The sequence below is a fragment of the Microbacterium sp. AG790 genome, from assembly GCF_003634765.1.
Classification (GTDB): domain Bacteria; phylum Actinomycetota; class Actinomycetes; order Actinomycetales; family Microbacteriaceae; genus Microbacterium.
The window spans coordinates 1-23,464 of sequence record NZ_RBWZ01000008.1 but is presented as its reverse complement, the minus strand read 5'-3'; the positions used below and the strand labels follow the sequence as shown (position 1 = coordinate 23,464).

Here is a 23,464-nt window from a genome sequence, read left to right as displayed (position 1 = left end):
CCCGCGGGCCGCGTGCGACCGATTGCTGCCGGTCAGATCAGCGGATGCCGAGATGATGCCCGAGCACCCACCGCATCGGCCGGGAACGCGTCGAAGAGCCGGAGCGCCAGGGCGATCTCGATGGAATCGTAGGGTTCCGGCCGACTGTCGAGGCAGCGCGAGACGCGCGCGCGGACCGTGTTGCGATGAAGGCCGAGGGCGTCGGCGGTGCGCATCACGTTCTCACCGTTCGCGAAGTAGCCCGCGAGTGTCGCACGCGAAACCGCCGCCTGTTCCCCCGGCTCGGCGAGGGGGCCGAGAACACCGGCGGCCCATGATCGGGCGGCACCGGGGTCGGCCGCGAACAGCCCCAGCAGCACCACTCCGGGGTCGCTGTGAGCCACCACCGCCCGCTCGCGCCCGTGGGCGCTGGACAGCGCCACCAGTCGGGCGGATGCTGCGGCCTCGTGCGACGCGGCGAAGCCACGCGCGCCGACTCCGGGAGCACCGATGGCGACCCGCAGCCGTGGCCACTCCGTCGCGACGCGCTCGGCGGCGGCGCGCACCTCCGCGGTCGCCGCACGCGTCGCGATCCACGCCCACGCGGTGCCCCGGTCGGCCGCGACGGACAGCGGCGCCTGCGACGTGCCGGCTTCGGCGGCGATGCGGCGCACGGTCTGTTCGATGCGCTGTTGGTCGGCGTCGTCGGCGACGCCGTCGACCCACGCGATGAGTGCGACGTGCGTCTGATCCAGCGCGTAGCCCGTCTCGACTTCGAAGGCATGGGCGCTGCGCACATCGCCGTTCAAGATCTTCATGACGGCGGCGACGTTCATGGTCGCGCGCGCGTTCCACCAGCGGCGTCGCTCGGCCTCGTGCACCGTCGAGACGTACTGCAGGATCCAGTCGATGTAGCGGTGCACGACGTCGGCCACACTGCGCACCAGCTCGATGCGCTGGTCGTCGCGCACGGGCAGCTTCTCGACGGCGTCGATACCCAGTCGCAGGAACATGCTCTGGCCGAGGTAATACGCACGTGTCAAGGCGGAGACGGGCACGTCGTGCTGAGCCAGTCGCGCCGCATACTCCACGGCGGCCGTCGTGGGCTGCAGGTTCTCCAGGCTGATGTCGTTGCCGAGCACGTGGCAGATCGTCGAGACGTTGCCCTCGATGCTCGCCTGCAGCATCTCCACGAGCTGCGGATCTCCGCCAAGGGGACCGATGCTGGTGGCCAGCAGATCGCGCATCTCGCGGACGATCTCCGGAAGCCGCTCGTCCAGCTGCGACGCGACCTGAGCAAGGTACGGCCGCAGGTCATCCCGCCCCGCGGCGACGGGCATCGCGTTCGCGGTCACTGCGCCCGCGCCCATCGCAGTGCGCGCCGTGCAGCATTGACCCCGCTCATCCCGTGGATGCCGGGTCCGGGCGGCGTCGCCGCCGAGCAGAGGTAGCTGCCGGGCACCCCCGTATCGTACGGGAACGGGCTCAACCGAGGCCCGAGCAGGAACTGGAGGGGGCTCTTCGCGCCCGTCAGAATGTCGCCGCCGACGAAGTTCGGGTTGCGCTGGGCCATCTCGGTGGCCGTGACCACCCCCGTGGCGACGATGCGCTCCCGAAACCCCGGGGCGAACCGCTCGATCTGCGCGATGATCGCCGCGGTCGCATCGCCGGTGTATCCCGCGGGCACGTGGGCGTAGGCGTACACGGGCTTGATGTCGCCCGCCGCGCGCGTCGGGTCGGCGACGAACTGCTGCCCGACGAGCACGAACGGTCGCTCGGGCATGCGCCCGCGCGCGATCTCGCCCTCTGTCGCTGCGATCTCGCTCGCGCGGCCGCCGAGGTGCACGGTGCCCGCGCGAGCGACGTCCGGATGGGGCCACGGGATCGGCCCGTCCACCGCGAAGTCCACCTTGAACGCGGCGGGTCCGGGTCGGAAGCGCCGGTAGGCCGAGAGGCTGCGGCTCGGCATCCGGTCGGCCAGCAGACGTGCGGCCTCGTGCGGATGCACGTCGAGCATCGCGATGTCGTGCCGCGCGAGCGCGCGCAGATCCCGGACCCGCACGCCGGTCTCGAAGCGCACGCCGAGCTCGCGCAGTCCCCCGATGATCGCGTCGGTCAGCACCCCCGTGCCGCCGGCGACCACGGGCCAGCCGACCGCGTGACCGGCCGTGATGATCCCCGCGCCGATCCCGCCGACGAGCGGCACGTCGATGCGGTTGATCGCGTGCGCCGCGACGCCCGTGAACAGCGCCCGCGCCTTCTCCGTGCGAAACGCCTGCCCCGTCCATGTCGGCGGAAGCCCCGCGACGGCGCCGAAGCGGGCGAGCAGCAGCGGATGGCGCGGCATCCGGAGCAGCGGCTGGAAGATGTCCTCGGTGAGCGCGGTGAAGGAGCGGGACGGCGCCCCGAACATGCCGCGCCAGGTCGAGCCGTCTCGACCCAGCCGGCTCGCCGTCTCGTCGATCGACTGGCTGAGCAGCGCCGCGTCGCCGTCGTCGAAGGGATGCGCCGCGTCGAGGGGGGCCCGCGCCCAGTGCACACCGCGTTCCTCGAGGCGCCAGGAGGCGATGTAGTCGGAGGCCGCCGCCATCGGGTGCACGGCGGAGCAGTGGTCCTGGATCAGTCCCGGAACGAGGCTCGCACCCGATCGCGCGCCGCCGCCGAGCTCGACATCGGCCTCGTAGACCGTGACCTCGACGCCGGCGCGCGCGAGCACGGTGGCGGCCGCGAGCCCGTTGGGCCCGCTGCCGACCACCACCGCGCTCGTCATCGCTGTGCGACCCCTGTCTCGGGCGCACCGTCTCGCGTCGAGGACGGCACCCGCGTGCTGTTGGTCGCCGTCGTCGAGGGCGTCGTCTGGGCACGCCACTCGACGGTGACCGGGATCGGCCCGTTCGGCAACCAGGGCTGCTCGGCGACCGCGTCCGCGACCTTCCAGGTGCCGCGCTCGATCACGCCGAGGGCCGCGTCGATGATCTGGTACGACTGCGTCTTCTTGTGGATGGGCTGCGACTCGACCCAGAACACGACGAACTCCCCCGGCGCGAACCCGCAACGCGCCTGGAGCGCACGGATGAGGTCGATGTTGTGCAGGTGCCCGTCGCCGAAGTTGAAGCCGATGAGCGAGTTGCAGGCGAACTCCCCCTCGCGGATGGTGCGCGTCTCGATGTCGGGCAGCGTGCGGTAGGCGAGGGAGAACAGCCCTCGGCCCTGGCTGTGCATCGACCGCCACGCGAGCGTCTGCTGCAACGTGATCTCGGCCACCGCCTGGGGGTAGCCCATCGCCTGGAGCTGGTCGATCTGGTTGCGCGTCGGGCGCACGACCGCGTCGAGCTTCGCCTCCGCGCCGGGTGCGAAGGTCCAGATCGCCGACGCCCAGTTGCCGGCGTACTGACGAAGCGACGGCAGGAACGAGACCTTGTCGGGACGGAGGTTTCCCAGCACCGGGAAGAAGAGCAGCGCCGCGGCGACGGCGACGCCCACCCACACGGAGGAGAAGTCGAACACCCCGTAACCCTGCCACGCGGGGAAGCCGAGGAACAGCGTCACCGCGCCGAACGCGAACAGCAGGTTCCACTCCAGCGGCACCGCGAGGGGGAAGGTCGAGACGATGAACAGGCAGAACCCGACCATCACGATGACCGCGCCGAGCGTGAGCCACGGGTTCGTGGAGAACAGCAGGACCAGCGGGACCACGAGTTCGACCGTCGTCCCCATGACGTGCGCCATGAACGTCGCGAGCTTCGAGGGGCGCAGGTCGTTCGGGAAGTCGCGGTAGTGGGCGCGCTTGAGCCACAGCGGCGGCCAGAACGGCGTGTTCGACAGCATCGGGGGAATGACGTTCACGAAGTGCTTGCCGAACTTCGAGATCGCCGCACCGACCCACACCAGCACGATCAGCATCTTCAGCGCGATGATCATGTCGGTGAACGGGAGCACGACGAACATCACCAGGGCGGGCAGGTACTGCTCGATGCGCGCGGCGAGCGCGATCGTCTTGTCACGCACGCCGACGGCGACCAGCAGCACGATCGCCACGATCACCGGAATCGGCTGCACGAGCCCGCTGGTGTTCTCCGGCAGCACCGCCGTCAGCGAGGCCGAGGGGGCCCCGGGCATCAGGAGGGCCGTCGCGAGCGCGCCGAGGAAGGCGAGGTAGAGCACGACGTCGAGCACCGTGCGCGTGTCGCCGGCGGTGCCGGGCACCCAGCGCCAGGGGCGCAGACGAATCGTGCCCGGCCGCGCCCAGAAGAGGATGCCGCCGGTCATGGGCTTGAACTTCCCGGCCATCGGCCCCCATGATCCCGCGATGCCGATCGCCTCGAGCAGCATCGTCCAGACGATGGCCTTCTGGTAGACGATGGGCTGGTTCCACCACAGGTCGACCTGCCAGAACCAGCCGACGCCGCTGGTCGCGGTGATGATCACGGCGCCCAGGAACACCCAGAGGAAGACGACTTTCGCGATGTAGGTCGTCGCGATCATGCGCGGCGAGCCGAAGCCGAACTCCGCCCAGTGGAGGGCGAGTGTGCGCAGACGGTCGCGCAGCGGCCGGTGCAGGAACGTGTCGAGATCGACGGGCGGAAAATCGCCGGTGGTGAATCCCATGTCAACTCCTTCGGTGATGGGTTTCGTGGTGTCTTGCGGATGAGGTGAACGTGTTGCGGGCGCGCGCGTTCTGCCGATGCCGCGGCGGCGGCATGCGCGAGGCGTCTGCGGGCGGGGTCAGACCTGGGCGAGCAGGGCGCGGCGAAGCGCCGGCTTGTCGACCTTGCCGACGGGGTTTCGCGGCAGCGCGTCGACGATCTCGAGCGCGACCGGGACCTTGATCTTGGTGAGACCGGTGGCGCAGTGCGCGAGGAGGTCGTCGACGGTGATGCCCGCGGCATCCGGTGTCAGCACGACCTGCCCCACCGGCACTTCGCCGAGCACGGGATCGGGACGCCCCACGACGGCCGACTCGACGACCGCGGGGTGGGTCGCCAGGAACGCCTCGATCTCCTTCGGGTAGATGTTCTCCCCGCCACGGATGATCATGTCCTTGATGCGGTCCACGATCGAGAGGTAGCCGTCGGCGTCGAGGATGCCCACGTCGCCGGTGTGCAGCCAGCCGTCGCGGATCGTCTCGGCCGTCGCGTCCAGCTTCCCCAGATAGCCGCGCATGACGGTGGGACCGGCGATGACGATCTCTCCCCGCTCACCGACAGGCACGTCCCGCCCCTCGGCATCCACGACGCGGATGCGCTGACCGGGCAACGCCGGCCCGACGGATCCGGGCTTGCGCGGGCCCTCCATCGGGTTGCACGCCGACGCGCACGTGGCCTCGGTGAGCCCGTACCCCTCGGCGATCACGATGGTGAACCGCTCCTCGCAGCGGGCGAGCAGCTCGGGTGACGCCGGCGCCGCGCCGCACACCGCGAAACGCAGGCTGGACGTGTCGAATGCGGCGTCTGGGGGCAGCACGGACAGATGGGCGAAGATCGCGGGGACGGCGGAGAAGTACGTCGGCCGGTAGCGCGCGACGGCGTCGATGAAGGATGCCGGTGCGAACCGCTCCAGCACCGTGACCTGCGCCCCGACGGTGAGAGGCGCCAGAAAACTGACGCAGATCGAGTTCACGTGGAACAGCGGCAGGACCAGGAGCGCGTGATCGGCGGCGGTGAGACGGAAGTGCGACGCCATCTGCGTCGCCATCGCCTCGAGGTTGGCATGGTCGAGCATGACGCCCTTGGGCCGGCCGGTCGACCCGCTCGTGTACACGAGCAGGGCGAGCCGGCTCGGCTCGATGCGCGGGTCGGGGACGGCATCGCGGGGCTCGCGCTGCAGGCTGTCGGGGCTGAGGCGGGGAAGGTCGATCCCCTCCAGTGCGGGCCCCACGATCAGCCGCGCTCCCGAGTCGGAGAGCTGGTACCCGGCCTCGCGGGCAGTGAAAGTCGGGTTGATGGGAGTGACGGCCACACCCGCACGCCACGCGCCGAGGATCGCGACGAGGAGCTCGATCGAGTTGGGCAGCATCACCCCGATCACATCTCCCGTGCCGATCCCGAGCGAGCGCAGCTGCTCGGCGAAGCCGGCGGCCTCCTGTTCGAGGCCTCGGTAGCTGAGCGCGCGGTGCACGTCGCGGACGGCGGGGGCATCCGTTCCGGCGGCGGGTCCGTTCCAGGGCAGCTGCGCCATGCGCGGGGCGGAGGTGGAGAGCATCGGGTCGTCCTCTTCGTCGACGGTGACAATGGGTCGTGACGTCAGGTTAGGCGGCCGTGAAAAACACGCCATCGGCACAAACGGCCCAATTCACCGTCACCGTTGTGCAGAGTGCACAGCGTGCGGGATCGCCCGATCGGGTTTGTCACGCCGATGCGGCGAGCGGGCGCCGCGGCATCCGAACAGACTGGCGGCATGCGGAAGATCCCCGTGTACTACTACTCCTCGTCATCGAACCTGACCGGCCGGTTCGCCGAGGCCCTCGCGCGGATCGACGGGCGCCGAGTGCTCAATCTCGCCCGCTCCGACGTGCGGCGCGGCGAGCCGAGCGGCCCCTGGGTGCTGCTGACACCGTCGTACAAGGCCGGAAACGCCGACGAGGTCACCCTGCCGGCCGGGGTGCGCGCGTTCCTGCGCTCGCCGATGACGCGGCGCCGGATGGTGGGCATCATCGGGTCGGGAAACCGCAACTTCGGCGACTACTATCAGGCGGCCGCGCGGCAGCTGTCGCAGACGTCGGGACGCCCGGTGCTGTTCGAGTTCGAGCTGTCCGGCACGCGAGAAGACGTGGAGCGGTGCGCGACCATCCTCGCGACGCTGGATGCCGCGCTGGACGAGGTCCGCGGCACCGGCTGAGGCGCTAGCCTCGCTCGTACGACGCCGCCGACGGCGCCGTCTCGACGGAAGGACGCGCCGATGGCCGCATTCGATTCGATCGTGGTCGGCGCGGGCATCGCCGGTCTCACCGCCGCGCGCCTGCTGACCGATGCCGGGCGCCGCACCGTCGTCCTGGAGGCGCGCGACCGCATCGGCGGGCGGGTGTGGAGCGACCGCTCCGGCGGCCGCGTCACCGACCGTGGGGCCTCGTGGATCCACGGCATCACCGGCAGTCCCGTCGCCGCCGCCGCGCAGGCGTTCGGCATGCCGATGGTCGAGTTCACCGTCGGCGGCTACCAGCCCGACAGCCGCCCGATCGCCCACTACTCCCCCGGCGGCACGCGGTTGAACGCCGCGCAGGCCGCCGCCTACGTGGCCGACATCCGGAGCGTGGACACCGCCCTGGGGCCGCTGATCGCGGCATCCGCCCCCGACGCCAGCTACCGGGACGTCACGGAGGCCGCTCTCGGCGCGCAGGCGTGGGATGCCGAGCGCGCGCAACGGGTGCGGGAGTACCTGGAGCACCGCAGCGAGGAGCAGTACGGGGCGGACATCGCCGACCTCGCCGCACACGGCCTCGACGACGATCAGATCGACGGCGACGAGGTCGTCTTCCCCGAGGGGTACGACGCCCTCGCGACGGGCATCGCGGCCGGGCTGGACATCCGGCTCACCCAGGTCGTCACGCGCGTGCGCTGGGGCGCCGGCGGCGTCACCGCCGTCACCGCCGACGGCACGGAGCTGACGGGGCACGACGCCGTCGTGACCGTGCCGGTGGGCGTGCTGCAGTCGGCGGCGTTCACCATCGAGCCGCCTCTGCCCGAGCCGGTCGCGGGGGCGCTCGGACGGCTGCGCATGAACGCGTTCGAGAAGGTGTTCCTCCGTTTCGGCGAGCGCTTCTGGGACCGGGACGTCTACGCGATCCGTCAGCAGGGGCCCGCCGGGCGGTGGTGGCATTCCTGGTACGACCTGACCGCGCTGCACGGCGAGCCCACGCTGCTCACGTTCGCGGCGGGCGCGGCCGCCGCGGCGACACGGGAGTGGACGGATGGCGAGGTCGTCACCTCGGTTATGGCACAGCTGCGCCGCCTCTACGGGGACGCGGTGCCCGCTCCGTTGGACGTCCAGCGGACGGCGTGGCAGAACGATCCGTTCGCGCACGGCTCGTACGCCTACATGCTCCCCGGGTCGACGACCGACGACCACGACGCCCTGGCCACGCCCGTCGGCGGCGTGCTGCATCTGGCCGGCGAGGCGACCTGGACCGACGATCCCGCCACCGTCACGGCGGCGCTGTGCTCGGGCCACCGTGCCGCCGAGAACGTCCTGGGCCGCACGGTGCCGATCGCCGAGGTCTGGCGCACGACACAAAAGCTTCAACACAACTGAAGGGTTTCGCGTAGAGTGGCCGCATGCTCCCTCTCGCCATCGTCATCATCACGGCCGCCCTCGTGTTCTACAGCATCGGCGTCTGGGCCGAGCGGATCCAGCGCACGCTGCGGTGGTGGCACGCGGGCATGTTCGCGTTGGGGCTCGCCGCCGACACGACCGGCACGCTGCTCATGACGCAGATCTCCGCCGGCCGACGCGCCGACGGCATCGCCGAGACCGCGGCGGGAACCCTGATGGCCTTCACCGGCACCGCCGCCATCGTGCTCATGGCGATCCATCTGATCTGGGCCGTGATCGTGCTCCTGCGCGGCCGCGAGAGCGAGAAGCGCGCGTTCCATCGCTTCAGCATCGTCGTCTGGGCGATCTGGCTGATCCCCTACGTCGCCGGTGCGATCAGCGCGATGGCGGGCTGACGCTCGTCGCCGCGTCGGGCGCCTCACCCGCGGCATCCTGGCCGTTCGGCGGCGATGCCGTGCGTCGCGACGCGACCGCGGTGGATGCCGCGAGCGCCGCGATCGTGACGATCGCCCCGAGCACGAGCGCCGCCTGCTCCCCCGCCGTGAGCGCTCCGGTCTCGGCGCCGATCGTGGCGGCGGCGATCGGAACCCCCAGCTGGGCGGCCGCGATCACGGCCCACAGCGGACGCTGGCGCAGCAGCACGCCGGACAGGTGCGCGATCAGCGCCCCCACGCCCAGCAGCACTCCGAGCAGGAGATACGCCGGTGATGCGAACAGGCTGCCGAGCGAGAGCGACGCCCCCAGCCACACGAAGTAGAGCGGCGACAGGAAGCCCTCCGTCACCGCGAACAGCTGCCGGGCGAGCCGCCGCGGCTCCCCCGCGCTCGCGACGGCGAGACCGCCGGCGAACCCCGCGAGCAGCACGGAGACGTGCGACACGGTCGCCAGCGCCCCGAGGCCGCAGACGAGGATGAGGCTCACGCGCAACTCGATCGCGAGCTCGTGAGCCTTGCTCGTCTCGCGCAGCCGCCTCCACCGGTCGCCGCGATCAGCCCACCGCAGCGCGAGAGCAAGCAGCAACGCCACCGCCGCGATGCCGAGCGCGCCGAGCGCGGCGACGGGCGCGCGCTCGGGATCCATCGCGAGGGGCAGCGCGACGATGCACGCCGTGTCGGCGATGGCGACCTGCGCGATGGTGGGCAGCAGCTGGGGGCCGCCGAGACGGGTCTGCTGCACGGCGGGCAGCACGAGCGCGGCGGACGACGATGCCATCACGACCGCATAGACGGCGCCATGACCCGTGTCGAACATCGCCGCGAGGCCCCAGCCGGCGAACGCCGCGACGACACCGACGACGATCGCCCCGAGGGCACCGCGTCCGAGCGCCGGCCGCAGCCGGGCGTCGCGCAGCGGCACGTGGGTGCCCGCGACGAACATCGTGAGACCGAACCCGAGCGTCGCGAGAAAGCTGAATGTGACGTCGGTGGTGTCGACCAGACGCAGCCCCGACGCGCCGATGATCATGCCGGCGACGAGCTCGCCGATCACGACCGGCACGCGCCACCGGCTTCCTGCCGACAGCAGCGGACCGAGCAGGGCGACCGCGCCGACGAGCGCGAGCGTCTGCAGGTTCACGCGTTCACGCCGCGGTGGCGTCGGGGCCGACGATGCGGCACGGGATCTCGCTGTTCTCGTCGAGGTGCCAGCTCGCGCAGACCCGGTGATAACCATCGGCGATCTGCGCGGGAACACCGCGTGCGAGGTCGCCGTGCACGATGAGCACCGGCGACAGCGGCTTTCCCGCGCGCACCTTGCGCAGGTCGTCGGCGACGTGGGGGTTGTCGGTGGGAAGCAGCGGCAGGTTCGCCGCGCGGAGGATGTCCTTCGCCTTCTTCACGACCGTCGCCCGCGTGCGCAAGGCCGCAACGAGCGAGCGGGCGCGGTCGGCGTCGGCCACGAGACGGAGGTAGTCCTCCGCCGCGGGGAAGTCGTGCTCGTCCGGGTCGTTCTTCCAGATGGGGTCGGCCATGAGGCCATTGTGCTCCGCCGCCGCGTCAGCGCTGGGCGAACTCGCCCAGCGCGGCGGAGGTGGGCAGGTCGACCCAGAGACGGATGCTGCCCGGGAGGGATCCGGCACCGTTGATGATCGCCGCACCGCCGATGCGGCGCAGGAGCGGAGCGATCGACACCGCGGCCTCGGGCGGCAGCGAGCCGACTCCGCGTCCGTTCGAGGACACCGTCACGGTGGCGTCGTCGTGGCGGGTGGAGGCGACGTGGCGCATCACGTACGCGCGCCGCTCGTCACCGCGCCGCTCGCGGTCGTTGACGAGGAAGTGCGTCTTCTCGAGAGCGACCCGCCGCGTGTCGAGCCCGCGCAGATCGGGCAGATCGTCGTGCCGGCTGACACGACCCGTCACGATATGGAGCACTTCTTCCCACCACGCTCGCATGGCACCGTCCTCTCAGGTCGGTATGCCGTCACCGCAGTGGAGCATGCACCCACCGTCTCACACGGGTCTGTGGGAGTGCTGACCGGCCTCGGAGCCGGAACTGATCATCCGGCGGCGTTCGCGCCCGCACCGAAGCTGACCGAGGCGGCGAGGGCGACGACGGCCGCGGCGCGCTCGCGCTCGCTCTCCGCCGTCTTCTCGTCGCGCCGCGCGGCCGCATCGCGACGCTCGTGCGCGTGGTCGCTGATGGCGGCGAGACGCTCGGCGAGGACGCACCCCAGGCCGTCGCGGAGCTCTTCGAGAGTGGTGTTCGCGATCTCCAGCCGACGGTCGGAGACCGTGAGCTCGACCGTGGGATACCCCTCACGGACGAGGGTCTGCCGCGTCTCATCGCCGAGGATCTCGACGATCTCCTCACGCTGGGGACGCCGGGTGAACACCGCCTCGACGGTGTAGCGGGCGGGCGCGTCGGCGGTCATCAGCGCGGACGGCAGCGAGCCGACCAGCACCGATCCGAGGCCGAGGGGGGCGCTGGCGGACGAGGTCGTGGTCGTGCTCGGTGTACTCATGGCCTGACGGTACGCCCCGAAGATGTGCGGCTCACAGCTTCGGGGCGCACGGGCCGTCGATCAGGCGTCGGCGCGGGACGGCAGCACCCAGCCCGCTCGCGGGAAGTGGCAGGTGTAGCCGTTCGGGTACCGCAGCAGGTAGTCCTGGTGCTCGGGCTCCGCCTCCCAGAACGGCTGGAGGGGCTCGATCGTGGTGACGGCGGGAGCCGGCCACAAGCCCGACGCGTCGACGTCGGCGATCGTCTCCCGCGCGACGTGCTCCTGCTCGGGGCCCACGGGGAAGATCGCCGACCGGTAGCTCGTGCCGATGTCGTTGCCCTGGCGGTTCAGCGTCGACGGGTCGTGGATCTGGAAGAAGAACGCGAGGATGTCGCGGTAGGTCGTCGCGCTCGGGTCGAAGACGATCTCGACCGCCTCGGCGTGACCGGGGTGGTTGCGGTAGGTCGCGTGGTCGTTCTGACCTCCCGTGTACCCCACGCGGGTGCTGATCACGCCGGGCTGGCGGCGGATCAGATCCTCCATCCCCCAGAAGCAACCTCCCGCGAGAATCGCGGTCTCGGTGCCGGCAGGCTGGGTGATCGCTCCGGTGTCGCTCGGTCCGCTGGTCATGCTGCATCCTCCTCGGTGGTGGGGCTGTCGGGGGTGGGGAAAAGATCGAGATACTCACCGTAGCCCTGGGCGGCGAGCTCCTCGACGGGCACGAACCTCAACGAGGCGGAGTTCATGCAGTAGCGCAGGCCGCCGTCTTCGCGGGGGCCGTCATCGAAGACGTGACCGAGGTGGCTGCCCGCACCGGAGGAGCGCACCTCGGTGCGCGTCATCCAGAGCGTGCGGTCGGTGGTCGTGACCACGGCATCCGAGTCGATCGGTCGGGTGAAGCTCGGCCACCCCGTGCCGCTGTCGAACTTGTCGGTCGATGAGAACAGGGGCTGGCCCGAGACGACGTCGACGTAGATGCCGTCCTCGTGCAGGTCCCAGTAGGCGTTGCGGAACGGCGGCTCGGTGCCCTCGTCCTGCGTCACGGCGTACTGCCGATCGGTGAGGCGGCTGAGCGCCTCGGGAGTCTTGCGGTAGTCCTTCGACATGGTGTCTCCTCTGCGACACCGCTGGCTGCGGCGTCACCCGTTCCAACAGCGGATGCGCCGGTTTTGGTCCCTCGAGGCTGGATGCCGGCTGTGAGTTCCGATCACGGGCCGCCGGCGACGTCGACTGTGTTGGCAGGAATCGGACGAGGCTCGGCGGGTCCCGGCATCCGCTCGAGCCGTCGGCGTGGCGACACTGGAGGCATGCACCTCACCGACCTCCGCGCGCCCGACACCGCCGCCGCGCGGGGAGCGCTCGCGCTCGCCCGCCAGTACCACTCCCCCGCCATCACGGCCCACGCCCTGCGGTCGTGGCTCTGGGCGGAGGCGTTCGCGCGCGTGGACGGCATCGACGACGTGGACCACGAGCTGCTGTACGTCGCCGCCGTGCTGCACGACATCGGCACGGTGCCTGCGTTCGACAACCACACGATCTCCTACGAGCACGCCGGCGGCCACGTCGCCGTCGCTCTCACCGCGGGAGCGGGCTGGCCCGAGGAGCGGCGAGAGCGGGTGCTCGACGTGATCGTGCGGCACAACTGGCCGCGCGTGGACCCCGCGGTGGATGCCGAGGGGTATCTGCTCGAAGCCTCCACCGGGCTCGACATCTCCGGCGCGCGACCGGACGCACTGCCGGCCGCGTTCCTGCGCGAGGTGCTCGCGGTCTACCCGCGCGGCGGGCTGGCCGCGGAGTTCGGGGCGTGCGTGACCGATCAAGCCGCGCGCAAACCCCAGACGGCCGCGCGGCGCCTGGTCGACGGCGGCATCGTCGCCACGCTCGCGGCGAACCCCCTGGAACACCTCTAGTCGCGGCACGGGCCGGGCGACCGGCGGCCACCCGCGCCCGAGTATGTTGGAGCATCGAGGAGGTGGCGCGGTGACCGGTAACGACAACAGGGGCAAGCCTGTCGGGATCGAAGACGTCGCGCGAGCCGCCCAGGTGTCGGCCACCACCGTCTCCCACGCTTTGAGCGGCCGCGGCCAGGTCGCGACAGCCACGCGGGAGCGGGTTCGACGCGTCGCCGACGAACTCGGCTATGCCCCCAACCGCCTGGCCAGCGCGCTGCGCAGCAGGAGATCGAACATCCTGGGTTTCGTCTCCGACGACATCGCGACGACGCCGTACGCGACACGGGTGGTGCTCGGGGCGCAGAGCGTCGCGAGGGAGCGCGGGCAACTGCTCGTCGTCGTGAACTCCAACCACGACGCGGATGCCGAGGCCGATCAGCTGGCCGGTCTGCTCTCGGCGCAGGTCGATGCGATTCTCTACGCGCGCATGTTCCACCAGGAACCCGTCCAGCTTCCGGATCAGCTGTACTCGATCCCGTCCGTGCTCATCGACATCACCGACGCGCAGGGCCGCGTCGGATCCGTCGTCCCCGACGAGGTGGGAATCGGCGCCTCCGCCACTCGGACGCTGCTGGACGCGGGACACCGCGACATCGCGCACGCGACGGTGTCGCGACCGGGCCCCGGCGCCAACGGCCGCATCGAAGGGTATGAGCGGGCGATGCGGGAGGCGGGCCTTCAGCCACGCGTCGTCATGGGTGGCGATCCGCCGGATGCGCACGCGGGCAGGGTCGCGCTGTCCCGTCTGCTCGCCTCCGATGCCCCCCGCCCGACGGCGGTGTTCTGCTTCAACGACGCCATGGCGATGGGCGCCTACCAGCAAGCCGGAGCCGCGGGACTGTCCGTGCCGGACGACCTGTCGGTGATCGGCGTCGACGACTTCGAGCCGATCGCGGCCGGACTCATGCCCGGCCTGACGACGATCGCCCTCCCCCACTTCGAGATGGGAGCGTGGGCCGTCAGCACCCTTCTCGACGCGCTCGACGGCGACCTCGCGGCCGCACCGCCCATCGCCGTGCTTCCCGGACGCCTGAAGAGCCGCGGTTCGGTACGCCCGCCCGCAGCCCTCGCGTGAGCTGAGGAGCGGGCGGGATCGTTATGCCGCCGTTACCTAAATCGTTTTGGGGTGCCCTGTCGATACAGGTAGGCTAACCCCGCACGACCCAAAACGATTTGGGTCCGTGCCCTTACATCGGAGTAAAGGAGAGAATCAATGAGGCTTCGAAGCGGTCTCAGTGCTGTGGGGACACTCGCCGTGGGGGCGGTTCTTCTCGCGGGCTGCAGTACGTCAACGCCGACGGATCAGGCGTCGGGCTCCACGGTCACCATCATGGGCGCCTTCACCGACGCGCAGGCGACGGCCTTCCAGGCGGACCTCGACGCGTGGTCCAAGACGAGCGGGATCACGGTGAAGTACGAGCCGAGCTCCGACTTCCAGACCGCGATCGTCGCGCGCGCCACCGCCGGCAACCCGCCCGACATCGCGATCTACCCGCAGCCGGGCGTGCTCAAGAGCCAGGTCAACCAGCTCTATCCCCTCGAGGATCTCGGGGTGGATGTCGCGGACATCACGGCCGACGAGGCGAATGGCCTGGGGACCATCGCCCAGAAGGACGGGAAGACCTATGGCCTCCCCTACTCCATCAACGTCAAGTCCCTCGTCTGGTACAACCCGAGCGCCTTCACGGCGGCGGGCCTGTCGGTGCCCACGACGGATGACGAGATGACGGCGCTGGAGAAGAAGATCGTCGACCAGGGCCTCGGCTACCCCTGGTGCGTCGGGCTGGAGTCGGGTGGGGCGACCGGCTGGCCGGCCACCGACTGGCTCGAGGAGTACGTGCTGCGCTACGGCGGGCTCGACGAGTACAACAAGTGGATCACCGGCGACGTGAAGTTCGACAGCAGCCTGGTGACCAAGGCGGGTGACAAGGTCGCCGCGGAGCTGCTGGCCCCCGGTCAGGTGAACGGCGGCGGCGCGGCGGCCGCGACCACCTCGTTCCAGACGGCGGGCAACCAGCTCTTCGTCAACGGCAAGGGCAACGGTCAGTGCTTCATGATGCGTCAGGGGTCGTTCGTCGCCGACTTCTTCCCCGACGCCATCAAGGCGCAGATCGCGAAGGGCGACCTGAGCAACATCGACTTCTTCCAGCTGCCGTCGCCGGCGGGGACGGAGAACTCGATGCTCGGCGGTGGCGACCTCGTCGGCGCGTTCAGCAAGAGCGAGGCGACGAAGAAGGTCGTCGAGTACCTGACCGGCAAGGACTTCGGGACGAACGGCTATGCGAGCCAGGCGATCTTCCTCTCGCCGCATGGCACGTTCGACTCCAGCGCCTACACGACGCAGTTCCAGCGCAAGGCGCAGGACCTGCTGAAGAACGCCAAGGTCTTCGGCTTCGACGCGTCGGATCAGATGCCGGGCGAGGTCGGCGCCGGCACCGAGTGGACGCAGCTGACGAGCTGGTTCGCCGGTCAGACCACGATGGCGGACGCCTTCACGGCGATCGACGCTTCCTGGCCGAAGCGGTAGCGACAGCGGGGGTGGGTCGCCGACGTTCGGTCGGCGGCCCACCCCACGGCCGTCTTCCTCCACCCACGACGATCTAGGGCTGCCCTCATGGCGATCATCAGCGCACTCGCGTCCGTGACCATCGGTCTCGGCGTCTCGTTACTCATCTTCTGGCTGCTCAACTGGGCGGTCGGTCGCGCGCCCGGGCGCTGGCGACCCCGGCTCATCCCCTACGTGTTCCTCGCCCCGGGGATCGTGCTGGTGGCCGTGTTCCTTCTCTACCCGACGATCCGCACCATCATCGAGAGCTTCACGAAGGCCAGTCAGCGCCGGGGCGAAGGCGCGTCCTTCGTCGGTCTCGACAACTACATCGACCTGTTCTCCAGCCCGAGCTTCCTCGGAACCCTGGTGAACAACCTTCTCTGGGTGCTCGTGGTGCCGGCGGTCGCGGTGATCGTCGGACTCATCGTCGCCGCGCTCACCGATCGACTGGGACGCCGGCGCGAGTCGACGTTCAAGGCGATGATCTTCCTCCCGATGGCGATCTCCGGCGTCGCTGCCGCCGCCACGTGGAGGTTCGTCTACGACTACGAGGCTCCCGGTCTGCCGCAGACCGGCATCCTCAACGCGCTCTGGACGGCGGGCGGCGCCGATCCCGTTCCCTGGATGACCGTGGATGCCGGTCGACTCAACAGCTTCCTGCTCATGGTGATCGCGATCTGGCTGCAGGTCGGCTTCGCGATGGTGCTGCTGTCGGGCGCCATCAAGGGCGTTCCCGAGGAGACGATCGAGGCGGGGCGTCTAGACGGCGCCAGCGAGCGCCGCATCTTCCTGACGATCATCGCTCCGCAGATCCGCGGGACGATCCTCGCCGTGTTCGTGACGATCGTGATCTTCGTGATGAAGATCTTCGACATCATCTACGCGATGACCGGAGGTCAGTACAACACGAGCGTGCTCGCGGTCGAGTTCTACAACCAGATGTTCAGCTTCCAGAACCCGGGCAAGGCGGCCGCCGTGGTGGTCGTGCTGATGATCGCGATCGTGCCGCTGATCGTGTACCAGATCCGCAGCTACAAGGCGCAGGAGGAACTGCGATGACCGAGATCCCGACGATCGGCGACACCCGCGCACCCGCGAAGCGCACACGCGGCGCCGTCCGCGAAACGACGGCGACGAGGTCGCACCCCGTGATCACCGTCGTGACGGGGATCATCGCCGTCGCCTGGCTGCTTCCGCTGCTGGGCGTGCTCGTGACGAGCTTCCGGTCCAAGGCGGACGTCGATGCGACCGGATGGTGGACCGCGCTGGCGAACCCGTTCGGACAGTCCTGGACGTTCGACAACTTCTCGCAGGCCTGGGACGCGCTCGATGTGGGCACATCGCTGTGGAACACCTTCGCGGTGACGATCCCGGCGACGGTGCTGCCGATCCTGGTGGCCGCGATGGCGGCCTACGCGTTCACGTTCTTCAGCTTCCCGGGCAAGGAGGTCTACTTCGCGATCGTCCTGGGCCTCATGGTCGTCCCGATCCAGCTGGCGATCATCCCCGTGCTGCAGCTGTTCGTCTGGTTCGGAAACACGACCGGCATCCAGATCGTCGGGCAGTATCCGGCGGCGTGGATCGTGCACGCGACCTTCGCGCTGCCGCTGGCGATCTACATCTTCCGCAACTACATGTCGACGCTGCCGAACTCCCTCATCGAGGCGGCGCGCGTGGATGGCGCGAGCCACTTCCAGATCTTCTGGAGGCTCGTGCTGCCGATGTCGGTGCCGGCGCTGGCATCGTTCGCGATCTTCCAGTTCCTGTGGGTGTGGAACGACTTCCTGGTCGCGGCGATCTTCATCCAATCGGGACCGCACGCCGTGCTGACGCAGGGGCTCTACGGCCTGCTGGGACAGTACGGGCAGGGGTGGCCGCGGGTCGCCGCGGGCTCGTTCATCACCCTCGTGATCCCGCTCGTCCTCTTCTTCGCGCTGCAGCGCTACTTCGTGCGGGGCCTCACCGCGGGCTCGGTGAAGTAGCGCCGCGACGGCACGACGTCGACCCCGCCCCCGCCCGACATCACCTCGGATGCCGCCGCCCCGCGCGGCAGGAATGGAACAACCGTGAACGCCGCCAGCCCGTGCGCGACCCCCGCTATCCGCACACGACCCGTCGCGCACCTCACCGCCCGCGACACGTGGCTGAACGACCCGAACGGGCTGGTGTACGTCGACGGCGTGTATCACGCGTTCTACCAGAACAATCCGCTCGGCTCCGTGTGGGGGAACATGTCATGGGGCCACTCGACGTCGACGAACCTCGTCGACTGGACTGCGCACGAGACCGCGATCATCTTCGCGGAGGACGAGCAGATCTACTCGGGCAGCGTCGTGGTCGACGCGGCGAACACCGCGGGATTCGCCGGAGCGGGCCAGACCGCGCTCGTGGCGATCTACACGAGCGTGCGTGCTGGTGTCGGGGGCCGGGGCGAGCGGCAGGCTCAGGCTCTCGCGTACAGCGTCGACGGCGGGATGCGGTGGACGAAGTATGCGCACAACCCCGTGCTCGACGTCGGCTCGGACGCCTTCCGCGATCCGAAGGTGTTCTGGCACGGTGACGCCGACGGAGGACGATGGGTCATGGTGGCCGTGGAGGCGACCGACCGTCGCGTCGTCATCTACACGTCAGCGGACCTGATCCACTGGGAGTTCGCGTCCGATTTCGGTCCCGCGCACGCCGCGGACGGGGTGTGGGAGTGCCCCGACCTGTTCCCTCTCTCGGTCGACGGGTCACGGGACGTCAAGTGGGTTCTCCTCGTGAGCCTCAACCCCGGCGGGATCGCGGGCGGATCGGGCACGCAGTATTTCATCGGCGACTTCGACGGCCGCAGGTTCGTGCCGGACCGCCTGTCGGCAAGCGCTGACCTCTCGGCATTCGACTGGCTCGACTATGGCCCCGACTATTACGCGGCCGTGTCGTTCAGCAACGTTCCGGGCGACCGCCGCCTCACTCTCGGCTGGATGAACAACTGGGAGTACGCCGAGGTCACTCCGACCTCTCCGTGGCGCTCAGCCCTGACGCTCGTCCGCGCGCTGTCGCTGTCGGGGACGCCGGGAGACTACGTCCTGCGACAGCGTCCCGTCCTGCCGCCGCGCGTCGACGGGCTCACCGTCGCCCGCCTTCAGGCGTCGACCGCGCGCGCCGCCCACAGCGTCGTCGAGGTCGGCGACGGGGATGCCGCGGCGCTGACCTTCACGTTCGACGGCGCGGCGCAGCGGATCCGGGTCACGCGCACAGAGGCCCACGGCGGGGGCTTCCACGCGAGCTTCGCCCGAGAGTACGACGCGCCGCTCCCGAGCGGGCGGGACGGTCTGGTCGACGTTCTCGTCATCATCGACGCGACTTCGGTGGAGGTGTTCGTGGACGACGGCGCCGTCACGCTGACGCAGCAGGTCTTCCCGGAAGCCGCGCTGACCCACGTGAGGGTCGGCGGCGACGCCCGCGTGTACGGCGAGGGTCCCGGCTTCCACGACACCGCACCTCTCCGCGGTGCGCGCCATGCTGGCGTCAACCCGTGAGGTCCTTCTGATCGACGACGGCGCCGAGCGCGTCCCGCAACGCGGAGACGGCGGTGTCGAGGTGCGCGCGGGTGTCACTGGTCAGGCGTGAGGTCGCAGCCTCGATGAGGCCGTCCCCCGCGCCGTAGATCGCGGCGACGACGGCATCGCCCCGCGTGGAGAGATGGATCTGCTGAGCTCTGTGATCGCCCGGATCGCGGCCGACGCGGAGGAACCCCAGGTCGGCCAGGCGGCTGACGAGCTTGCTCGTCGTCGGTGCGGACTGACCCAGACGCTCCGCAAGTTGGCGCTGGGAGAGCCCCGGCGCTGCGCCGATGAACCAGAAGGCCCGCACCTGCAACCAGGTCAGCGGGTAGCCCGCCGCCGCCGCGAGCGCTTCACCCAGATCGTGGGACTCCAGCATCCGGACGATCTCGAACACGTCCTGAGCCAGCGCCGTGCGGTGTCGATAGCCGTCACTCAAATCCGATCCCCATTTCTCGCCCCACGGGAATACACTTGCCATTGGCAACTATATGAAGGCGTTCTCCCACGGAGGAAGCCTACGAAACAGAACCGAGAGGTGAGGTCATGGCCGACCTGACAGGAAAGAGCATCATCGTGACGGGCGCGGGGCAGGGCATCGGCCTGGCACTCGCGCGAAACTTCGCACGCAACGGCGCGTCGGTCACGATCGCGGAGTACAACCCGGAGACGGCCGCCTCGGCCGAGGCCGAGCTCGTCGCCGAGGGCCTGAGCGTCACCGCCGTCGCCGGCGACGTGCGCAGTCGCGACGACATCGCGCGCACCGTCGAGCGTGCGCTGGAGAAGTTCGGGCGCATCGACGGCCTCGTCAACAACGCGCAGATCTCGTTCAACGGCATCCCCCTGATCGACCACACCGACGACCAGCTCCAGCAGTCCGTCGAGAGCGGCGCCTTCGGGTCGATCCGCTTCATGCAGGCCGTGTTCCCGCACATGAAGGAGCAGGGCGGCGGGAGCATCGTCAACGTCACCTCGTCCACGGCCCTGCAGGGGTTCGAAGGCGGCCTCGGCTACGTGGCCAGCAAGGGCGCCATCATGGCCGCCACCCGCACGGCGGCGCGCGAATGGGGACGCCACGGCATCCGGGTCAACGCATACGCACCCTCCGCCATGACGCCCGCCTCGAAGGCCTTCTCCGAGGCCCAGCCCGAGCAGTTCGCCGCGCTGCTGAGCGCCATCCCGTTCGGGCGCCTGGGCGACCCGGATGCCGACGTCGCCCCCGCGGTGTCGTTCCTGCTCTCCGACGACAGCGCGTTCGTCACCGGCCAGATGTTCGCGATCGACGGCGGTCAGTACATCAGCCCCATGTGACGCGGGAGGGCGCCGCGCGTCGGCGAGTCGGCCCGGCGGCGGCGCCCGCAGCGTCGAGCGGGACTCCCCCGCTCAGCGTCGGCGAGAGCGCGCGGCCGCGGCTTCGAGAGCGGCCACGGCGAGCGCGAGCAGGCCCACCACGGCGCTGAAGGCGAGTCCAGCTTCGCGAAGACCGACGAGGTTCGCCAGCACCCCGACGCCGACGGCGGGAACGGCCAGCATGGCGTACAGACCCGCGAAGAACGACGAGGAGACCTCGCCCCGGTGCGCCGGGTGCACCTGCTCGACGGTCGTCGCGATACCGGCGTTGAGGCACAGGCCCGCGGCGACTCCGAGCACGATCGCCGCCGCGAGGAGGAACGAGAGCGCCAAGAGGGCGAGGGCGCCCGCGAGCGCCGCGGCGGCAGCGGCCAGTCCGAGGCATCCGATGACCAGGCTCGTGCCGGGGCGCAGCCCGCGCGCGATCAGCTGCCCGACGGCCATGCCGGCGAACGCGAGAAAGACGACGAACCCCGACAGGGCGTGACTGTCGAGGTGGAGGTCGCGCGCGAGGAAGATCGCCGACACCGCCGTGAGCACCCCGGTGACCGCGAAGCCCGTCCCGGCCGCGAGCACGCCGCGAACGAACGCGGGCCGGATCTCGCGCGGCACGTGCAGGCGGTGTGCGCGCACGCGCAGCGGCCCGCGACGATTCGACCTCGGCGCCCAGGCCGCGAGGCCGAGGAAGGCCACAGCACAGAGGATCAGGTGCACGACGAAGGGGATCACCAGCGGGAACGGCGCGAGAGTGGCGAGCACTCCGGCGGCCACGGTGCCCAGCGCGAGCCCTCCGGTGTTGACGGCCACCGCGAGCGTGCCCGCCGCTGCCTTCCGCTCGGGCGGGAAGAGGTCGAGGATCGCGGCGGTGCCGGTGCCGCTCATGAGCCCGGCGGCAAGCCCCGAGACCACACGCGCCACCACGAGCGCGGGCAGCGACGGGGGCAGGAGGAACAGCACCGCGCTCAGGAGCGCGAGTGCCAGGGAGCCCATCATGACGGGGCGCCGCCCGAGGTCGTCGGAGAGGCGCCCGAAGAGCATGAGCGCGCCGACGACGCCGATGGCGTAGACGGCGAACAGGACCGTCACCGTCAGGGGCGTGAACGACAGCAGGGCCGAGTAGATCGAATACAGCGGGGTCGGGAGGGTGGTGCCCATCATCGCGACGAGGAAGGCGAATGCCGTGGCGACGATCGCCCGGCCGCGGCCGGTGGAGGGGCGAAGGGAGGTCATGTGACGTGTTCTCGTCTCTTCGGAGGTGTCCTCGTCACGCGGATGCGGACGGGGTGGTCGGTGGGTGCGGGGCGACTGGCCGGCGGATGCGGGAGCGGACGCTGCCCGCTCATGGCGCCCTTGTCGCCGCCGCGTCCGCATCGGGGATGCGCAGCGCCAGCGCCGCGCCGACGCCCGCGAGGATCGCTGCGGTCACCAGCGCCGCGTGGTAGGGCGCGGGACTCGAGCCCGATACGCCGAGGGTGTCGGCGTATGCGCTGAGGACGGTGGCGAGCACGGCGACGCCGGCGGCGCTACCGACCTGGCGCACCATGCTGAACAGGGCGCTCGCGTGGGCGCTCTCGGAGACCGCGAGGGAGGCGAACGCGGATGTCTGCAACGACACCTGGACGAGGCCGAACGACAGGCCCGCAACGAACAGCCCCGAGGGGAGAATCCCCGTCGGGCCGGTCGGCACCACGGTCGCCAGCGCGCAGGCGCTCGCGGCGATGCCCGCCATTCCCGTGGCGGTGAGTCGCCGAGGGCCGACACGGCGGTACAGCACACGGCTGGTGAGCTGGATGCCGAGCAGCACACCGATGGCCTGGGGCACGATCGCGAGTCCGGCCTGCACCGGCGCGAGCCCGATGGACTCCTGCACGAAGAGCGCGGTGATGAACAGCATCCCCTGCAGCCCGCCGGCGGCGCACAGCACGATGAGCGCCGCGGACGAGAAGAGCCGGTTGCCGAGGAGCTCGAGATGCAGCAGCGGCATCCGCGCTCGCCGCTGCTGCCAGACGAGCAGCACGAGCAGCGCCGCACCCGCCACCAGCATCACCGTCGGGCCGAGCGACCAGTGCTGCGTCGGCCCGGTGCCGGCACCGGTGACGAGCAGCCCGAGGGATGCGGCCGAAAGGAGCGCCCCGGCCCGGTCCAGGGCCGGCGGGGCCTCTGCCGCCGGCGTCGGCGGGAGGGCGCAGCCGCCGAGGGCGACGGCCGCGGCGCCGATCGGAACGTTGATGAGGAAGATCGGAACCCATCCCCAGGCTTGTACGATCGCTCCCCCGGCAACCAGCGCGACGACGGGCGCGAGCGCCGCCGGGACGCTGACGATGGCGGCCATGCGCGTGCGCTGGTCTTTCGGGTAGACCCGCAGCAACCAGCCCATGCCCACCGGGGTGATGAGACCGCCCGCCAGCCCCTGACACGCCCTCGCCGTGATGAGTTGCTCCGGTCGTAGCGAGAGGGCGCACGCCAGCGAGGCCAGGGTGAACAGGGTCAGTGCTGCAAGGAGGACGCGACGCGCACCGAAGCGGGATGCGAGCCAGCCGGAGAGCGGCATCGTTGCCGCAGCGCCGACGAGATAAGCCAGCACGACGAGGGTCAAGGCGGCCGGCGGTGTGCGCAGGTCGCGTGCGATGGCCGGAAGGGCCACGTTCACGATGCTGGAGTCCATCATCACCAGGAACATGCCGGCAGACGCGATCGAGGTGACCGCCAGCCGGCCCGGGCTCGCGTTCGCCGCTCGTGTGAGACTCATGCTGCACTCCATATCGAGACACCCTGTCTCTTATTCGAAGGCTAGCTGTGCTGCCCAGGGACGTTGGTCAATCTGCTGATGGGTGGGTGGCCGCCGATCGCGGTGTGGGGCCTGTGGTGATTGTAGGAGTGCAGC

The 23,464-nt window shown here is 70.4% G+C and carries 23 protein-coding genes; 10 read left to right on the top strand and 13 right to left on the bottom strand.

Annotation, left to right across the window (positions count from 1 at the left end; all coding sequences use genetic code 11):
• Window positions 1-32 precede the first annotated feature (32 nt).
• From DEU37_RS07990 to DEU37_RS07975, 4 genes are all read right to left on the bottom strand, one after another.
• A complete protein-coding gene (locus DEU37_RS07990; RefSeq protein WP_183043631.1) occupies window positions 33-1,334 on the bottom strand; it encodes a helix-turn-helix domain-containing protein in 1,302 nt (433 codons plus the stop codon).
• Window positions 1,331-2,749 carry an NAD(P)/FAD-dependent oxidoreductase gene (locus tag DEU37_RS07985; protein ID WP_121190096.1) on the bottom strand — a complete coding sequence of 473 codons (1,419 nt, stop codon included), beginning with the start codon at window positions 2,747-2,749 and terminating at the stop codon, window positions 1,331-1,333. Before DEU37_RS07985 ends, DEU37_RS07990 begins: the two co-directional genes overlap by 4 nt.
• The gene (locus DEU37_RS07980) at window positions 2,746-4,587 is read right to left on the bottom strand and encodes a DUF3556 domain-containing protein (protein ID WP_121190094.1); all 1,842 of its coding nucleotides are present in this window, start codon (window positions 4,585-4,587) and stop codon (window positions 2,746-2,748) included. The genes DEU37_RS07985 and DEU37_RS07980 overlap by 4 nt, the downstream gene beginning before the upstream one ends.
• A gap of 117 nt (window positions 4,588-4,704) precedes the next feature.
• Window positions 4,705-6,180, bottom strand: coding sequence for a class I adenylate-forming enzyme family protein (locus DEU37_RS07975; RefSeq protein ID WP_220699831.1), 1,476 nt, complete (start codon window positions 6,178-6,180; stop codon window positions 4,705-4,707).
• A 195-nt stretch (window positions 6,181-6,375) separates the two neighbouring features.
• Here DEU37_RS07975 and nrdI point away from each other — a divergent pair, with 195 nt between their 5' ends.
• From nrdI to DEU37_RS07960, 3 genes are read left to right on the top strand one after another with little or no spacing between them, the layout of a single operon-like run.
• Window positions 6,376-6,816 carry a class Ib ribonucleoside-diphosphate reductase assembly flavoprotein NrdI gene (gene nrdI / locus DEU37_RS07970; RefSeq protein WP_121190092.1) on the top strand — a complete coding sequence of 147 codons (441 nt, stop codon included), beginning with the start codon at window positions 6,376-6,378 and terminating at the stop codon, window positions 6,814-6,816.
• 60 nt (window positions 6,817-6,876) lie between these two features.
• Window positions 6,877-8,226, top strand: coding sequence for an NAD(P)/FAD-dependent oxidoreductase (locus DEU37_RS07965; protein WP_121190090.1), 1,350 nt, complete (start codon window positions 6,877-6,879; stop codon window positions 8,224-8,226).
• Between the two features lie 23 nt (window positions 8,227-8,249).
• Window positions 8,250-8,642: an HsmA family protein gene (locus DEU37_RS07960; protein WP_121190089.1), complete on the top strand. Its 393-nt coding sequence runs from the start codon at window positions 8,250-8,252 to the stop codon at window positions 8,640-8,642.
• On the opposite strand, the gene DEU37_RS07955 is transcribed toward DEU37_RS07960, so the two are convergent.
• The 6 genes from DEU37_RS07955 to msrB form a co-directional block, all read right to left on the bottom strand.
• Window positions 8,623-9,822 carry a cation:proton antiporter gene (locus tag DEU37_RS07955; protein WP_121190087.1) on the bottom strand — a complete coding sequence of 400 codons (1,200 nt, stop codon included), beginning with the start codon at window positions 9,820-9,822 and terminating at the stop codon, window positions 8,623-8,625. The two genes, DEU37_RS07960 and DEU37_RS07955, sit on opposite strands and share 20 nt — an antisense overlap.
• 4 nt (window positions 9,823-9,826) lie before the next feature.
• Window positions 9,827-10,216 carry a hypothetical protein gene (locus DEU37_RS07950; protein ID WP_121190085.1) on the bottom strand — a complete coding sequence of 130 codons (390 nt, stop codon included), beginning with the start codon at window positions 10,214-10,216 and terminating at the stop codon, window positions 9,827-9,829.
• Between the two features lie 25 nt (window positions 10,217-10,241).
• Complete coding sequence (locus tag DEU37_RS07945) at window positions 10,242-10,637, bottom strand: hypothetical protein (protein ID WP_121190083.1); 396 nt, start codon at window positions 10,635-10,637, stop codon at window positions 10,242-10,244.
• 104 nt (window positions 10,638-10,741) lie between these two features.
• On the bottom strand, window positions 10,742-11,206 hold the full coding sequence (locus tag DEU37_RS07940; RefSeq protein ID WP_121190081.1) for a hypothetical protein: 465 nt from the start codon (window positions 11,204-11,206) through the stop codon (window positions 10,742-10,744).
• 60 nt (window positions 11,207-11,266) lie between these two features.
• The gene (msrA, locus tag DEU37_RS07935; protein WP_121190079.1) at window positions 11,267-11,815 is read right to left on the bottom strand and encodes a peptide-methionine (S)-S-oxide reductase MsrA; all 549 of its coding nucleotides are present in this window, start codon (window positions 11,813-11,815) and stop codon (window positions 11,267-11,269) included.
• The gene (gene msrB, locus DEU37_RS07930) at window positions 11,812-12,291 is read right to left on the bottom strand and encodes a peptide-methionine (R)-S-oxide reductase MsrB (protein ID WP_121190078.1); all 480 of its coding nucleotides are present in this window, start codon (window positions 12,289-12,291) and stop codon (window positions 11,812-11,814) included. The genes msrA and msrB overlap by 4 nt, the downstream gene beginning before the upstream one ends.
• Before the next feature lie 201 nt (window positions 12,292-12,492).
• Between msrB and DEU37_RS07925 the strand changes: the two genes are divergently transcribed.
• The 6 genes from DEU37_RS07925 to DEU37_RS07900 all read left to right on the top strand — a co-directional run bounded on the left by DEU37_RS07925 (window position 12,493) and on the right by DEU37_RS07900 (window position 19,206).
• Window positions 12,493-13,095 carry an HD domain-containing protein gene (locus DEU37_RS07925; RefSeq protein ID WP_121190076.1) on the top strand — a complete coding sequence of 201 codons (603 nt, stop codon included), beginning with the start codon at window positions 12,493-12,495 and terminating at the stop codon, window positions 13,093-13,095.
• A gap of 70 nt (window positions 13,096-13,165) precedes the next feature.
• Window positions 13,166-14,212 carry a LacI family DNA-binding transcriptional regulator gene (locus DEU37_RS07920; protein WP_183043630.1) on the top strand — a complete coding sequence of 349 codons (1,047 nt, stop codon included), beginning with the start codon at window positions 13,166-13,168 and terminating at the stop codon, window positions 14,210-14,212.
• A gap of 138 nt (window positions 14,213-14,350) precedes the next feature.
• Window positions 14,351-15,664: an ABC transporter substrate-binding protein gene (locus DEU37_RS07915; RefSeq protein WP_121190072.1), complete on the top strand. Its 1,314-nt coding sequence runs from the start codon at window positions 14,351-14,353 to the stop codon at window positions 15,662-15,664.
• Window positions 15,665-15,751: 87 nt separating this feature from the next.
• Complete coding sequence (locus DEU37_RS07910; protein ID WP_121190070.1) at window positions 15,752-16,744, top strand: carbohydrate ABC transporter permease; 993 nt, start codon at window positions 15,752-15,754, stop codon at window positions 16,742-16,744.
• Entirely contained in the window at window positions 16,741-17,667 is a 927-nt protein-coding gene (locus tag DEU37_RS07905) for a carbohydrate ABC transporter permease (protein ID WP_121190068.1), read from the top strand. Before DEU37_RS07910 ends, DEU37_RS07905 begins: the two co-directional genes overlap by 4 nt.
• Before the next feature lie 84 nt (window positions 17,668-17,751).
• Window positions 17,752-19,206 (top strand): glycoside hydrolase family 32 protein, encoded by a 1,455-nt coding sequence (locus DEU37_RS07900; RefSeq protein ID WP_121190066.1) that lies wholly within the window; start codon window positions 17,752-17,754, stop codon window positions 19,204-19,206.
• Here DEU37_RS07900 and DEU37_RS07895 read toward each other — a convergent pair.
• Window positions 19,196-19,711 (bottom strand): MarR family winged helix-turn-helix transcriptional regulator, encoded by a 516-nt coding sequence (locus tag DEU37_RS07895; protein ID WP_121190065.1) that lies wholly within the window; start codon window positions 19,709-19,711, stop codon window positions 19,196-19,198. The genes DEU37_RS07900 and DEU37_RS07895 overlap by 11 nt on opposite strands.
• 65 nt (window positions 19,712-19,776) lie before the next feature.
• Here DEU37_RS07895 and DEU37_RS07890 point away from each other — a divergent pair, with 65 nt between their 5' ends.
• On the top strand, window positions 19,777-20,541 hold the full coding sequence (locus tag DEU37_RS07890) for an SDR family NAD(P)-dependent oxidoreductase (protein WP_121190063.1): 765 nt from the start codon (window positions 19,777-19,779) through the stop codon (window positions 20,539-20,541).
• A gap of 72 nt (window positions 20,542-20,613) precedes the next feature.
• Here the strand turns inward: DEU37_RS07890 and DEU37_RS07885 are convergent, their stop codons facing one another.
• Together DEU37_RS07885 and DEU37_RS07880 are read right to left on the bottom strand one after the other, a co-directional pair.
• The gene (locus DEU37_RS07885; RefSeq protein ID WP_121190061.1) at window positions 20,614-21,810 is read right to left on the bottom strand and encodes an MFS transporter; all 1,197 of its coding nucleotides are present in this window, start codon (window positions 21,808-21,810) and stop codon (window positions 20,614-20,616) included.
• Between the two features lie 109 nt (window positions 21,811-21,919).
• Window positions 21,920-23,329 (bottom strand): MFS transporter, encoded by a 1,410-nt coding sequence (locus DEU37_RS07880; RefSeq protein WP_183043629.1) that lies wholly within the window; start codon window positions 23,327-23,329, stop codon window positions 21,920-21,922.
• Between the last annotated feature and the right edge of the window lie 135 nt (window positions 23,330-23,464).